This window comes from Azohydromonas australica DSM 1124 (genome assembly GCF_000430725.1).
GTDB classification, from domain to species: Bacteria; Pseudomonadota; Gammaproteobacteria; order Burkholderiales; family Burkholderiaceae_C; genus Azohydromonas; species Azohydromonas australica.
Genome location: NZ_KE387213.1, coordinates 68,503 through 81,454, shown reverse-complemented (window position 1 = coordinate 81,454; position 12,952 = coordinate 68,503). Strand labels below are relative to the sequence as shown.

Below are 12,952 nucleotides of genomic sequence, written 5' to 3'. Positions count from 1 at the left end.
AGCCGCTGCAGTCCATCTTCGGGCTCCCGTCAAATCCTTGCACAAACGATGTCGCCACACCCTGGGGTGCGGTGCGTTGTGGCTGTGCCCTCACTTGCCGCATCTTCCCGCCTCCCGGCGGGGCCATCCGTCGCAGTACCCGCATGAAAATCCTGGGCGTTCAACTCCGTAAACCTTCCTTCAACGAAGTCACCGCGTCGGCCGTCATGGCTTCGGGCCTGTGGCTGCTCTATGTCGCTGCGCTGCATGCCACTGGTGGTGTGTTCGAGCCGATCAACGCCGGGGCCACGCTGCTGGTCATTTTCTGGGGTTGCGTTTGCGTGCGCCTGGGCATCCATGTTGGCCGTGGCCTGCCGCACCTGGCCCTCAACGTGGGTCTCGGCGCGGCGCTGTTGGGTGTGTACCAAGTGCTCATCACACTCTTCAACTGAACAGCAATCGCTGTTCCCGGGCGGCTGAAAGCGTAGTCCAGCCGACGGCGCACTCTGGGTGCCGCCGTGGTCGGCTGTTTCAGAGGTAGTGGCCGTGGCGCTCGAGCACCTCGATCTTGTAGCCGTCGGGGTCCTGGATGAAGAAGAAGCGGGCCAGCAACTCCTCGCCGCGCTTGAATTCCTTGACCGCGGCGGGCTCGTAGCCCAGGCCCTGCAGCCGCGCATGCTCCGCGGCCACGTCGTCCACCACCACGGCGACATGGCCGTAGCCCGTGCCGTGGGTGTAGGGCTCCTCGCGGCCCTTGTTGAACGTGAGTTCGATCTCGAAGTCGTTCTCGGCGTTGCGCAGGTACACCAGCGCGAAGTCGGGGAAGTCCAGCTGGTGTGCGGGTTTCAATCCCAGCACCTGGTCGTAGAACTTCAGCGATTGGTCCAGATCCAGGACGCGGATCATGGAGTGGATGATCTTGGGCATCAGTGTTCCTCAGGAAGGGGGCGGGCTGTGAGCGGCGTCACGCCGCCCGCCGCGGCGCGCCACTGTAAGGCGGGCCGCAGGGCGGCTGCCGGCTGCTAGCATCCTTCGATGGGAAATCGACTCACTCAAATCGCCACCCGCACGGGCGACGATGGCAGCACGGGCCTGGGAGACGGCAGCCGCGTGCCCAAGGACCACCTGCGCGTCCACGCCATGGGCGAGGTGGACGAGCTCAACTCCCACCTCGGCGTGCTGCTGTGCGAGCCGCTGCCTGATGAGGTGCGCGAGCTGCTGATCACGATCCAGCACGAGCTGTTCAACCTCGGCGGGGAACTTTCCATCCCTGGCTTCGAACTGCTCAAGGGCGACGCCGTGCTGCGGCTGGACGAGGCGCTGGCCGAGTACAACGCCCGGCTGCCTCGGCTGCAGGAGTTCATCCTGCCCGGCGGCAGCCGCAGCGCGGCGCTGGCGCACGTGGCACGCACCGTGGCGCGCCGCGCCGAGCGTTCACTCGTGGCCCTGGGCGCGAACGAGACGCTGCGTGCCGAGCCGCGCCAGTACCTCAACCGCCTGTCGGACCTGCTGTTCGTGCTGGCGCGCGTGCTCAACCGCGCCAACCTCGACGGCCTGGGCGGCGACGACCTGTACTGGCACAGCGAGCGCCTCAAGGGCGGCTGAACCCGGAACGGGGCCGCTCGGCCCCCACCCGTTTGAAACCCTGCCTTCCGGCAGGGCCCATGGCTTCATTCGACAGGCGCCGTGTGGCGCTCGTCGATGCGTTCCCGAAGCGGCTTTAGCCTCAGCCGCGGCGCGCCTTCACCGCCGCGCTGAGCTCTTCCAGCACCGTCAGCGAGTCGTCCCACCCGATGCAGGCGTCGGTGATGCTCTGTCCGTAGACGAGCTTGCTGGCGTCGTCCTTGCCCGGCGTGAACTTCTGGGCGCCGGGCTGCAGGTGGCTTTCCACCATCACGCCGAAGATGGATCGGCCGCCGCTGCGGATCTGCGCCGCCACGTCGCGCGCCACGTCCACCTGGCGCTCGTGCTTCTTGCTGCTGTTGGCGTGGCTGAAGTCCACCATCAGCGAGGTGTCCAGGCCGGCGGCCTGCAGGTCACGGCAGGCCGCGGCCACGTGGTCGGCGTCGTAGTTGGGCGCCTTGCCGCCGCGCAGGATGACGTGGCAGTCCGGGTTGCCCTTGGTCTGCACCGTGGCGACCTGGCCGTTCTTGTGCACCGACAGGAAGTGGTGCGGACGCGAGGCGGCCTGGATGGCGTCGATGGCGATCTTGATGTTGCCGTCGGTGCCGTTCTTGAAGCCGATAGGAGCCGAGATGCCCGAGGCCAGCTCGCGGTGCACCTGGCTCTCGGTGGTGCGCGCGCCGATGGCGCCCCAGGCGATGAGGTCGCCGATGTACTGCGGCGAGATCACGTCCAGGAACTCGCTGGCCGCCGGCAGCCCCAGGCGGTTGATCTCCACCAGCAGCTGCCGCGCGAAGCGCAGGCCCTCGTCGATGCGGAAGCTCTCGTCCAGGTACGGGTCGTTGATCAGGCCCTTCCAGCCCACCGTGGTGCGCGGCTTCTCGAAGTACACGCGCATCACGACTTCCAGCGTGTCGGCGTAGCGGCGGCGCTGTTCCATCAGGCGGCGCGCGTACTCCAGCGCGGCAGCGGGATCGTGGATGGAGCAGGGGCCCATGATCACGAGCAGCCGGTCGTCCTGGCCGTGCAGGATCTGGCCGATGCGCTGGCGCGTCTGCGTCACCAGCGCCTCCACGGGCGTGTTGCGGATCGGGAAGAAGCGGATGAGGTGTTCGGGCGGAGGCAAGGGCGTGATGTCCTCAATGCGGGCGTCGTCGGTCTGGCTGGTGCGGTCCGGCGGGGCCTGCCAGCCCTCGACGACGGCGGGGGGCGATTTCTGGTGGTCGGTCATGACGCTGAGCTCCTGGAGGGAAACGAACGGGGTTCGAAGACTGGGGAAAGAAGACGAAGGGCAAAAAAAAACCGCCGGGGGTCTCCCGGCGGTCTTGAGGATCTGCTGCGCTGCTGTCGGCTTATGCGCGGGCCTCTCCTCCGCCGGGGCGGTGCGAGAACCAATAAAAGCCGAAGAAAAATCGTGCAGAGCGCATAAGCCCCAGATCATGGGGGGAGCCCCCTGAACCCGTCAACGCATTTCGGGTACGTACCGGATCGTTCATTTCGCTGGCCCGTCCCCGGCTTGTCCTGTCAGGCCGTGCCGCCGACGGTGAGGCCGTCGATGCGCAGCGTGGGCTGGCCCACGCCCACCGGCACGCTCTGTCCTTCCTTGCCGCAGGTGCCCACGCCGCTGTCGAGCTGCAGGTCGTTGCCGATCATGGACACGCGCGTGAGCGCGTCGGGCCCGTTGCCGATGAGCGTGGCGCCCTTGACCGGGTAGAGGATCTTGCCGTTCTCGACCCAGTAGGCCTCGCTGGCCGAGAACACGAACTTGCCGCTGGTGATGTCCACCTGCCCGCCGCCGAAGTTCGTGGCGTACAGGCCTTTCTTGATGGAGGCGACGATCTCGTCCTTGGGCTTGTCGCCGGCGAGCATGTAGGTGTTGGTCATGCGCGGCATGGGCAGGTGCGCGTAGCTCTCGCGCCGGCCGTTGCCGGTGGGCTTGACCTTCATGAGCCGCGCGTTGAGCGCGTCCTGGATGTAGCCGCGCAGGATGCCGTCCTCGATCAGCACCGTGCGCTGCGTGGCGCAGCCCTCGTCGTCCACGTTGAGCGAGCCGCGGCGATCGGCCAGCGTGCCGTCGTCCAGCACCGTCACGCCCTTGGCCGCCACGCGCTGGCCGATGCGCCCGGCGAAGGCGCTGGAGCCTTTGCGGTTGAAGTCGCCTTCCAGGCCGTGGCCGATGGCCTCGTGCAGCAGGATGCCGGGCCAGCCCGGGCCCAGCACCACGGTCATCTCGCCCGCGGGCGCGGGCCGGGCTTCCAGGTTGGTCAGCGCGGCGTTGACGGCCTGCTCCACGTAGCGGTCGATCACGTCGTCCTGGAAATAGCCCAGCCCGAAGCGCCCGCCGCCGCCGCCGGAGCCGATCTCGCGCCGGCCGTTGGACTCGGCGATCACGGTCACGCTCAGCCGCACCAGCGGGCGCACGTCCGCGGCGCGCGTGCCGTCGGCGCGCGCCACCATCACCACGTCGTGCTCGGCCGCCAGGCCCGCCATCACCTGCACGATGCGCGGGTCGCGCGCGCGGGCGCGCTGCTCCACCTTTTCCAGCAGCGCCACCTTCTGCGCGCTGTCCAGGGTGCCGATCGGGTCGGTGGGCGCGTAGAGGGCACGGCTGCCGACGACCGTGCCGGCGGAGGGCACCTTCACGCGCCGGCTCTGGCCCGCGGCGGCGATGCTGCGCACGGTGCGCGCGGCGTCCAGCAGTGCGGCCTCGGAGATGTCGTCGGAGTAGGCGAAGGCCGTCTTCTCGCCCGCCACCGCCCGCACGCCCACGCCCTGGTCGATGCTGAAGCTGCCGCTCTTGACGATGCCTTCCTCCAGGCTCCACCCCTCGTGGCGCGTGGTCTGGAAGTACAGGTCCGCATCGTCGATGCGGTGCTCGCTGATCAGGCGCAGCGCCTGCGTCAGCGTCGTCTCGCTCAGGCCATAGGGATCGAGCAGCAGCGACTGCGCCTGGGCCAGACGCTCGATGGTGGGTTCGCGGGAGATCATGGGTAGAGGCGACGCCTTGGGTTAGGCCGAACCACCTTGTTACTCAAGGCCACAACTGCCCCGTCATCTGGGTGGTCCGAACACCGTTGAAAAGTCGTGGAGATGTTCCCACGCCAAGGACCACAGCATGCAGCAGTTTCCGAATGCCCTGATCGCCGCCACCCTGGCGCTGGCCAGCCTCGGCGCCTTTGCCCAGCCGGCCACGCCCAGCGCCGTCAATCAGCGTGAAGCGCACCAGGACCAGCGCATTCAGCAGGGCATTGCCAACGGCGATCTCAATGCCCACGAAGCCTACCGGCTGGAGCGCCAGCAGGGCCGCATCGACGCCGCCGAGGCGCGCGCACGCTCCGATGGCCGGCTCAGCGACGCCGAGCGCGAGCGCCTCAACCGGATGCAGGACAACGCCAACCGCGACATCTGGCAGCAGAAGCACGATGCGCCCTCGGCCGGCACGCCGATGGCGCCCGCCGCGCCGCCGACCTCCAAGGCCGCGGTGGACCGCCGCCAGTCCGAGCAGGACGCCCGCATCCGCCAGGGCATTTCCAGCGGCCAGATCGATGCCCGCGAAGCCGCGCGGCTGGAGCAGCAACAGGCCAACATCCAGGCCGCCGAGGCGCGCGCGCGTTCCGACGGCCAGCTCAGCAACGCCGAGCGCGAGCGCCTCAACCGCATGCAGCAGCGCGCCAACGTCGCCATCCAGCACCAGAAGCACGACCCGCAGCAGGCCCGCTGAAGGAACGCTGGTGGCGCAGGGTGGTTCGTGGACCGCTGAAGCCGCCGGTGCGGCCGGCAGCTTCAGGCGCCGGTCCCGCGCCCCCGGCCCGCGCCGGGCGCCTTCAGGTTCAGCTCTCGGCCTTGAGCGCCAGCGCGCGCTGGTACAGCGCGTTGCGCGGCGCGCCGCTGAGCGTGGCCGCCAGCGACACCGCCTGCTTCAGCGGCAGCTCGGCCAGCAGCGTGCGCAATGCGCGCTCGGCTTCCGGCGGCAGCGCGTCCGCCTCCTCGGCGGGCGCCTCGGCCGGCGCGGCGTGCAGCACCAGCACGAACTCGCCGCGCAGCCGCTGCGCGTCTTCCGCCAGCCAGGCCGGGAAGTCGGCGGCCGGCAGCGTGTGGATGCTCTCGAACTGCTTGGTCAGCTCGCGGCAGCAGCTCAGCAGCCGCTGCGGCATTGCCTGGGCCAATTCGGCGGCCAGCGTCTGCACGCGGTGCGGCGCCTCGAACAGCACCTGCGCCTGCGGCTGTGCCGCCAGCGCCTGCAGTGCCGCCTTGCGATCCGAGCCCTTGGCCGGCAGGAAGCCGACGAAAGTGAAACCGCTGGTACGGGCGTCGCCGGCCGCGCTGAGCGCCGTCACCGCGCTGCTGCAGCCGGGGATGGGCAGCACGCGGTAGCCCGCGGCGCGCACCGCCGCCACCAGCACCGCGCCGGGGTCGGAGACGGCGGGCGTGCCCGCGTCGCTGACGTAGGCCACGCGCTGGCCCTGCGCCAAGCGCTCGATCACGCCCTGCGCCGCGCTGGCCTCGTTGTGCTCGTGCACCGCCAGCAGCGGCTTGTCCAGCCCCAGGTGGCGCAGCAGCGCGGCGCTGACGCGGGTGTCCTCGCAGGCGACGGCGTCGACGCGGCCGAGCACGTGCACCGCGCGCAGCGTCAGGTCGGCCAGGTTGCCGATGGGCGTGGCCACCACGTAGAGGGCAGCAGCGGGATACTGCTGCGCACCGGCGGCAGCGGCTGCCGCCTGCTGGAGCAAGGAAGCGATGTTCAAGGCGGGGACGACCAGGCAGCGGGGAGAGGAAGCCGAGGCGTTGGCGCTGGCGCATCTGCAGCGTCACGGCCTGCGGCTGGTGAGCCGGAATTATCGGCTGGCGCAGGGGCCGGGCGCCCACGGCGGCGAGATCGACCTGATCCTGCGCGAGCGCGACGGCACGCTGGTCTTCGTGGAGGTGCGCGCGCGGCGCAGCGATACCTGCGGCGGCGCCGCGGCCAGCATCGGCGCGGCCAAGCAGCGCCGGCTGCGCCGGGCCGCCGAGCACTTCCTGCTGCGCTGGCCGGAGCTGCCGCCCTGCCGCTTCGACGTGGTCGCCATCGACGGCGGCCAGGTCACCTGGCTGCGCGGCGCCTTCGGCATGGACTGACCACCCCGGCTGCTCGCGCGGCGGGCCCCGGAACGCGGTCCGCATGCCGGCCCGCCGGCCCCGAAACAGGCCGTTCACAGCGCGTCGCTATCATCCCCGCCCATGCTTGAGCAGCGCATCCAACAACATTTCTTCGAGAGTGCCGACCTGCTCTACCAGGTCGCCGAAACCCTGTCGCGGCCCATTGCCGACGCGGCGCAGGTGGTAGTGAACAGCATTACCGGCGGCGGCAAGGTGCTGCTGGTGGGGCAGGGACCCTGGCTGGGCCTGGCGCAGGCCTTCGCGGCGCAGTTCGTCGGCCGCTTCGAGCGCGAGCGCCCGGGGCTGGCGGCACTGGCGCTGGGCGACGCGGGCCTGCTGAGCCTGCCCCCGGGCGACGAGCCGGCGCAGGCGCGGCAGTTGCAGGCGCTGGGCGCGGCGGGCGACGTGCTGATCGCCCTGGGCGCCACGGCCACGCCGGCGCTGGTGGCGGCGGTGCAGGCCGCGCACGGCCGCGACATGACGGTGCTGGCCTTCACCGGCCGCGCCGCCGGCGCGCAGGCGCTGCGGCTTTCCGAGACCGACGTACACATCCCCGTGCCGCACGAGCGCGCGGCACGCATTCTGGAGCTGCACCTGCTGGCGCTGCACGCCATCTGCGACGCGGTGGATCTCCAACTCATGGGCGAAACGGACGAATGAGCAAGCTTTCCCGCAACTGGATTGAAGGCGGCCTGCGGGCCGCGCGTGTGGCGGCCGTGCTGGGCGCGGCCGCCTGGTTCAGCGGCTGCGCGCCGCTGCTGGTAGGGGGTGCCGCCATGGGCGGCGCCATGGTGTTCAGCGACCGCCGCACCTCCGGCACGCAGGTCGAGGACCAGTCCATCGAGGTCAAGGCCGCCAACCGCGCGCGCGAGGTGCTGGGTGAGCAGGGCCACGTCAACTTCACCAGCTACAACCGCACGCTGCTGGTCACGGGCGAGGTGCCCAGCGAAGCCGATCGTACGGGCGTGGAGCGCGCCGTGTCCGGCATCGAGAACCTGCGCGCGGTGGTCAACGAGCTGGGCGTGCTGGGCAACAGCGCGCTGACCTCCCGTTCCAGCGACGCGATCATCACCAGCAAGGTCAAGGCGACCTTCGTCGATGCCAAGGACCTGCACTCCAACGCCTTCAAGGTCGTCACCGAGCGCGGCACGGTGTACCTGATGGGCCGTGTCACCGAGCGCGAGGCGACGCGCGCCACCGAGCTCGCGCGCAGCGTGGGCGGCGTGGAGAAGGTGGTGCGCGTGTTCGAGATCCTCACCGAGTCCGAACTCGCGAACCTGCAGACGGCAAAGTGACGCCGGGCGCGCGGGGCGCCACCGGCCCCGCGCCGCGCCTCACTTCAGCCGCTTGACCAGGCTGGAGGTGTCCCAGCGCCCGCCGCCCTGGGTCTGGACGTCGGCGTAGAACTGGTCCACCAGCGCCGTGACCGGCAGCCGCGCGCCGTTGCGGCGGGCCTCGTCCAGCACCAGGCCCAGGTCCTTGCGCATCCAGTCCACGGCGAAGCCGAAGTCGAACTGGTCGTCCACCATGGTGTGGCCGCGGTTCTCCATCTGCCAGCTCTGCGCCGCGCCCTTGCTGATGACGTCCAGCACCTGCTTCATGTCCAGCCCGGCGCGCTGGCCGAAGGCGATGGCCTCGGACAGGCCCTGCAGCAGCCCGGCGATGCAGACCTGGTTGACCATCTTCGCCAGCTGCCCGGCACCGCTCTCGCCCACGCGCGTGACGGCGCGCGAATAGGCCAGCGCCACCGGCTTCATGGCGTCGAAGGGCGCCGCGTCGCCGCCGCACATCACCGTGAGCACGCCGTTGACGGCGCCGGCCTGGCCGCCCGATACCGGCGCGTCCACAAAGTGCACGCCCTTGGCGCGCGCCGCCGCGTACAGCTCGCGCGCCACCTCGGCCGAGGCGGTGGTGTGGTCCACGAACACCGCGTCCGCGCGCATGCCGGCCAGCGCACCCTGCTCGCCCAGCACCACGCCGCGCAGGTCGTCGTCGTTGCCCACGCAGGCGAAGACGAAGTCCGCGTCCTGCGCCGCCTCGCGCGGCGTAGCGGCGGCGCGCCCGCCGTGCTCGGCCTCCCAGGCCTGCGCCTTGGCGGCGGTGCGGTTGTAGACCGTGACCTGGTGCCCGGCGCGCGCCAGGTGGCCGGCCATCGGGTAGCCCATCACGCCCAGGCCCAGGAAGGCCACGCGTGCGCTTGCTGCTTGCTCGCTCAAAGTCATCTCTCCTGCGGAAAACAAGGATGGCCGCGCGGCCCCGCGGGCCGCGCGTGAAACGCGCCATCTTCGCCCAGCCGCCCGGGGCCGCCGGCCACGCGCGGGCGGCCTCGGCTCAAGCCGTGAAACTCTCCGGATGCTGCGCCTGCGCGCGCGCCTCGGCCGGGCTGATGAGGCGCTGGCGCACCAGCGCCGCCAGGTGCTGGTCCAGTGTCTGCATGCCTTGCTGCTGCCCGGTCTGCAGCACGGAGGCGATCTGCGCCAGCTTGTTCTCGCGGATGAGGTTGCGCACCGCCGGCGTGGCCAGCATCAGCTCGCAGGCCGCGATGCGGCCGCTGCCGTCCAGGCGCCGGCACAGCGTCTGCGCCACCACGGCCAGCAGCGACTCCGCCAGCAGCGTGCGCACGAAGCTCTTCTCCTCGGCAGGGAAGACGTCGATGAGCCGGTCCACCGCCTTGGCCGCGCCGGCGCTGTGCAGCGTGGCCAGCACCAGGTGCCCGGTCTCGGCCGCGGTGAGCGCCAGGCGGATGGTCTCCAGGTCGCGCAGCTCGCCCACCAGGATCACGTCCGGGTCCTCGCGTAGCGCCGCACGCAGGGCGGCGGCGAAGCTGCGGGTGTGCGTGCCCAGCTCGCGCTGGCTCACCAGGCAGCCCTGGCTCGGGTGCACGAACTCGATCGGGTCCTCCACTGTCAGCAGGTGCCCCTGCGTGTGCTCGTTGCGGTGGTTGAGCAGCGCGGCCAGCGTGGTGCTCTTGCCCGAGCCGGTGGGGCCAGTGACCAGCAGCAGCCCGCGCGGGCGCAGCGCCAGCTCGGCCAGCTGCGGCGGCGCGTGCAGCGCCGCGAGCGTCGGCACCTCGCGCGGGATCAGCCGCAGCACCGCGGCGGCGCCCAGGCGCTGGTGGAAGGCGTTGACGCGCAGCCGCCGCGCCGGCATCTCGACCGCGAAGTCGCACTCCAGCGCGTCGGCGTACTGCCGGCGCTGCGCCTCGTCCATGAGGCCGGTGACGAGGCCGAGCACCTGCTCGTGCGACAGCGCCTCGCCGCCCTAACGGCGCAGCTCGCCCTGCACCCGCAGCAGCGGCGGCAGCCCGGCGGAGAGGTGCAGGTCCGACGCCTGGTGGCGTACGGCCAGGTCCAGCAGTGCTGCGAGCTCCATCGGCTAGTCTCCCCCCATGACCGGTATCGCTCACAACTTACAACACACCCGCGAGCGCATCGCTGCCGCCTGCGCCGCTGCGGGCCGCTCCACCGACGGCGTCACGCTGCTGGCCGTCAGCAAGACCTTCGGCGCCGAGGACGTGCGCGAGGCGCATGCCGCCGGCCAGCGGGCCTTCGGCGAGAACTACGTGCAGGAGGCGCTGGACAAGATCGCCGCGCTGGCCGACCTGCGCGCCGGCCTGGAGTGGCACCTGATCGGCCCGCTGCAGAGCAACAAGACGCGCGTGGTGGCCGAGAGTTTCGACTGGGTGCACTCCGTGGACCGCCTCAAGGTCGCCGAGCGGCTGTCGGTCCAGCGCCCCGAGAGCCTGCCGCCGCTGCAGGTGTGCCTGCAGGTCAACGTCAGCGGCGAAGCCAGCAAGAGCGGCGTGCCGCCCGCCGAGGTGGCGGCGCTGGCGGTGCAGGTGGCCCGGTTGCCCCGGCTGCGGCTGCGCGGGCTGATGTCCATTCCCGAGCCTGCGGCCGATGTCGAGGCCCAGCGTGCGCCGCACCGCGTGCTGCGGGCGCTGCTGGACGAGCTGCGCGGGCAGGGGCTGGCGCTGGACACGCTCTCCATGGGCATGAGCGCCGACCTGGAAGCTGCGGTGGCCGAGGGCGCCACGATCGTGCGCATCGGCACGGCTATCTTTGGCGGACGCACTTATCCCGTTCGGGCGTGAAATCCGAATGTTGCTGCAAGTTTTCTGAAAGTTTTTCTTCTGTAAACAGACGCTACATTGCTGCCCTGTTTTTAAGCAGTGGCAGGAGTGGGGCATGGATGTCAACGGCAATGCGGCGCTGAAGCTGCCCGGGAGCGTCGAGACGCCGCCGCTTGCGTGCTGGCCCCGCGTGGAGCCGATGGGGCGGCCGGGCTGGTCCGGGCTGGTCAAGCGCGCCAAGTACCAGTTGCGCCTGCTGCTGTCCGCGCCGCTGCGCCCGCAGTACCTGCAGGCCGTGTCCCAGCACCCGGCCTGGCGCGAGCTGCACCGGCGCCATCCCGAGTGCTACTACCCGGCGCTGAGCCATTTCCTGGACCGCCGCTTCGGCCTGCGGCACCGCTTCCAGGTCGCGCTGGCCGACTTGCGGCAGGCCGAGGCCTGTTTCGGTCCGCACCTGTCCCTGCGCCTGGCGAACGGGGAGAGCGTGCCGCTGTGGTCGCTGACCCCGGACTGCCATGTGACGCTGAGCCTCAACGAGGTGAGCTGGCACGAGGGCCGCTGGATGCTGAGCCTGCGCAACGGCCAGGGCCAGCGGCTCTACAGCCTGAGCTTCGGCTTCCTGCCCTGCGGCGCGCTGCTGGTGGGCACGGTGCAGGGGCCGCGGCCCGAGGTGGAGGATGTGGAGGAGCGCATCCGCGAGCTGACCAAGAGCGCCGAGGGCCTGCGGCCGCCCTACCTGCTGTTCGAGGCACTGCGCGCCGCGGCCGCGGCGTGGGGCGTTTCGGCGCTGGTGGGCATCGACCCGGCGCACCACGTCAAGGGCCGCTGGAACCTGCGCTCGCGCCGCCTGCGCTTCGACTACCGCCGCTTCTGGAGCGAGGTGGGCGCCTCGCAGCGCGGCGACGGCTACTGGCAGGCCGGCTTGCAGCCGCTGCCGCGCGACCTGAGCGAGGTGCCCTCGCGCAAGCGCGCCATGTACCGCCGGCGCTGGGCCATGCTCGGCGACCTGGCGCAGTCGCTGCAGGACGTGCTGCGCGCGGCGCGCTGAAGGTCGGCGCACGGCGAAGGCCGCTTCAGGGCTCCAGCTTCAGCCCGATGCGGCGGATGGTCGCACCCCAACGCTGCATGTCCGCCGCCACCAGCGCGCGGAACTCCGCCGCGCTGCCGCCCACGGGCGTGAGTCCCTGCTGCTCCAGCGCGGCGCGCACGCCGGCGTCGTGCAGCACGGCGTTGACGTCGGCGTTGATGCGCTGCACCACGCTCTCCGGCGTGCCCGCCGCGGTGAAGAGCCCGTTCCAGGCCAGCGCCTCGATGGCGGGGTAGCCCGATTCGGCCAGCGTCGGCAGCTCGCGCAGCGATTCCACGCGCTGCCGGCTCGTCACCGCCAGCAGCCGCACGCGGCCGGCGCGCACGTGCGGCAGCAGCGCCGGCGCGACCATCATGGTGGCGTCGGTCTCGCCCTGCGCCACCGACATCGCGCTTGGCGGCGAGCCGTTGAAGGGCACGTGCGTGCCCTGGAAACCGGCCTCGGCCATGAGCAGCTCCATGGTGAGGTGCGAGCTGCTGCCCTTGCCCAGTGAGGCATAGTTCATGCGCCCGCCGCGCTCCTTGGCCCAGGCCACGAACTCGCGCACGCTCTTCACCGGCAGCCCGGCGTGGACGGCCAGCACGTTGGGCTGCGAGGTGGTCATCACCACGGGCGCGAGGTCGCGCGCGGGGTCGTAGGGCAGCCGGGCGTACATGAAGGGCGCGAAGGCGATGGGGCCGTTGAAGCCCAGCGCCAGGGTGTGGCCGTCGGGCGGTGCCTTGGCCGCGGTGTCCATGCCCAGCAGCCCGCCGGCGCCGGGCTTGTTCTCCACCACCACGTTCTGCCCCCAGCGGTCCTTGAGCTTGTCGCCCAGCAGCCGGGCAATGATGTCCAGCGAGCTGCCGGGCGAGGAGGGGACGATCAGGCGCACCGGGCGCTGCGGCCAGCCGGGCTCGGCGCGCGCGAAGGAGGCGGGAAGGGCGAAGGCCGTGGCGGCCAGCAGGGCTCGGCGTTGCATGAGTCGGGTCGGCAAGAGGCGAAACCGCGGATGCTAAGCCGCGCTCCAGGCCCGTTCGCCCTGAGCCCGCCGGAGGGCCTGCAGCCCGGCTGTGCGG

Annotated in this window: 15 protein-coding genes; 8 read left to right on the top strand and 7 right to left on the bottom strand. The window is 71.2% G+C overall.

From position 1 onward, the window contains the following. The first annotated feature begins 143 nt into the window (after positions 1 to 143). Positions 144 to 431: a hypothetical protein gene (locus tag H537_RS0134735; protein ID WP_156902136.1), complete on the top strand. Its 288-nt coding sequence runs from the start codon at positions 144 to 146 to the stop codon at positions 429 to 431. Between the two features lie 79 nt (positions 432 to 510). Here the strand turns inward: H537_RS0134735 and H537_RS0134730 are convergent, their stop codons facing one another. Further along, entirely contained in the window at positions 511 to 906 is a 396-nt protein-coding gene (locus H537_RS0134730) for a VOC family protein (RefSeq protein WP_029001557.1), read from the bottom strand. Between the two features lie 108 nt (positions 907 to 1,014). On the opposite strand from H537_RS0134730, the gene H537_RS0134725 reads away from it, so the two are divergent. Next, on the top strand, positions 1,015 to 1,584 hold the full coding sequence (locus tag H537_RS0134725; RefSeq protein ID WP_029001556.1) for a cob(I)yrinic acid a,c-diamide adenosyltransferase: 570 nt from the start codon (positions 1,015 to 1,017) through the stop codon (positions 1,582 to 1,584). A 121-nt stretch (positions 1,585 to 1,705) separates the two neighbouring features. Here H537_RS0134725 and H537_RS0134720 read toward each other — a convergent pair whose 3' ends face one another. Together H537_RS0134720 and tldD are read right to left on the bottom strand one after the other, a co-directional pair. Further along, complete coding sequence (locus H537_RS0134720; protein ID WP_029001555.1) at positions 1,706 to 2,833, bottom strand: 3-deoxy-7-phosphoheptulonate synthase; 1,128 nt, start codon at positions 2,831 to 2,833, stop codon at positions 1,706 to 1,708. Between the two features lie 293 nt (positions 2,834 to 3,126). Then, complete coding sequence (gene tldD, locus H537_RS0134715) at positions 3,127 to 4,590, bottom strand: metalloprotease TldD (protein WP_029001554.1); 1,464 nt, start codon at positions 4,588 to 4,590, stop codon at positions 3,127 to 3,129. A 127-nt stretch (positions 4,591 to 4,717) separates the two neighbouring features. On the opposite strand from tldD, the gene H537_RS55220 reads away from it, so the two are divergent. Then, positions 4,718 to 5,323 (top strand): hypothetical protein, encoded by a 606-nt coding sequence (locus tag H537_RS55220; protein WP_051244270.1) that lies wholly within the window; start codon positions 4,718 to 4,720, stop codon positions 5,321 to 5,323. A gap of 109 nt (positions 5,324 to 5,432) precedes the next feature. Here H537_RS55220 and rsmI read toward each other — a convergent pair whose 3' ends face one another. Beyond that, positions 5,433 to 6,347, bottom strand: coding sequence for a 16S rRNA (cytidine(1402)-2'-O)-methyltransferase (gene rsmI / locus H537_RS0134705; protein WP_029001553.1), 915 nt, complete (start codon positions 6,345 to 6,347; stop codon positions 5,433 to 5,435). Between rsmI and H537_RS0134700 the strand changes: the two genes are divergently transcribed. The 3 genes from H537_RS0134700 to H537_RS0134690 all read left to right on the top strand — a co-directional run bounded on the left by H537_RS0134700 (position 6,340) and on the right by H537_RS0134690 (position 8,033). Next, the gene (locus tag H537_RS0134700; protein WP_029001552.1) at positions 6,340 to 6,717 is read left to right on the top strand and encodes a YraN family protein; all 378 of its coding nucleotides are present in this window, start codon (positions 6,340 to 6,342) and stop codon (positions 6,715 to 6,717) included. The genes rsmI and H537_RS0134700 overlap by 8 nt on opposite strands. Positions 6,718 to 6,819: 102 nt before the next feature. Further along, positions 6,820 to 7,398: an SIS domain-containing protein gene (locus H537_RS0134695; protein WP_029001551.1), complete on the top strand. Its 579-nt coding sequence runs from the start codon at positions 6,820 to 6,822 to the stop codon at positions 7,396 to 7,398. Next, positions 7,395 to 8,033: a BON domain-containing protein gene (locus H537_RS0134690; RefSeq protein WP_051244268.1), complete on the top strand. Its 639-nt coding sequence runs from the start codon at positions 7,395 to 7,397 to the stop codon at positions 8,031 to 8,033. The genes H537_RS0134695 and H537_RS0134690 overlap by 4 nt, the downstream gene beginning before the upstream one ends. 39 nt (positions 8,034 to 8,072) lie before the next feature. On the opposite strand, the gene H537_RS0134685 is transcribed toward H537_RS0134690, so the two are convergent. Both H537_RS0134685 and H537_RS47265 read right to left on the bottom strand, forming a co-directional pair. Then, positions 8,073 to 8,954 (bottom strand): NAD(P)-dependent oxidoreductase, encoded by an 882-nt coding sequence (locus tag H537_RS0134685; protein WP_259375256.1) that lies wholly within the window; start codon positions 8,952 to 8,954, stop codon positions 8,073 to 8,075. Positions 8,955 to 9,069: 115 nt separating this feature from the next. Continuing rightward, positions 9,070 to 9,987, bottom strand: a complete 918-nt coding sequence (locus H537_RS47265) for a type IV pilus twitching motility protein PilT (RefSeq protein ID WP_238446925.1) — start codon at positions 9,985 to 9,987, stop codon at positions 9,070 to 9,072. 139 nt (positions 9,988 to 10,126) lie between these two features. On the opposite strand from H537_RS47265, the gene H537_RS0134675 reads away from it, so the two are divergent. Together H537_RS0134675 and H537_RS0134670 are read left to right on the top strand one after the other, a co-directional pair. Beyond that, complete coding sequence (locus tag H537_RS0134675) at positions 10,127 to 10,831, top strand: YggS family pyridoxal phosphate-dependent enzyme (protein ID WP_029001548.1); 705 nt, start codon at positions 10,127 to 10,129, stop codon at positions 10,829 to 10,831. Between the two features lie 94 nt (positions 10,832 to 10,925). Beyond that, on the top strand, positions 10,926 to 11,858 hold the full coding sequence (locus H537_RS0134670) for a DUF535 family protein (RefSeq protein WP_029001547.1): 933 nt from the start codon (positions 10,926 to 10,928) through the stop codon (positions 11,856 to 11,858). A 25-nt stretch (positions 11,859 to 11,883) separates the two neighbouring features. Here the strand turns inward: H537_RS0134670 and H537_RS0134665 are convergent, their stop codons facing one another. Beyond that, positions 11,884 to 12,855 (bottom strand): Bug family tripartite tricarboxylate transporter substrate binding protein, encoded by a 972-nt coding sequence (locus H537_RS0134665; RefSeq protein WP_029001546.1) that lies wholly within the window; start codon positions 12,853 to 12,855, stop codon positions 11,884 to 11,886. Between the last annotated feature and the right edge of the window lie 97 nt (positions 12,856 to 12,952).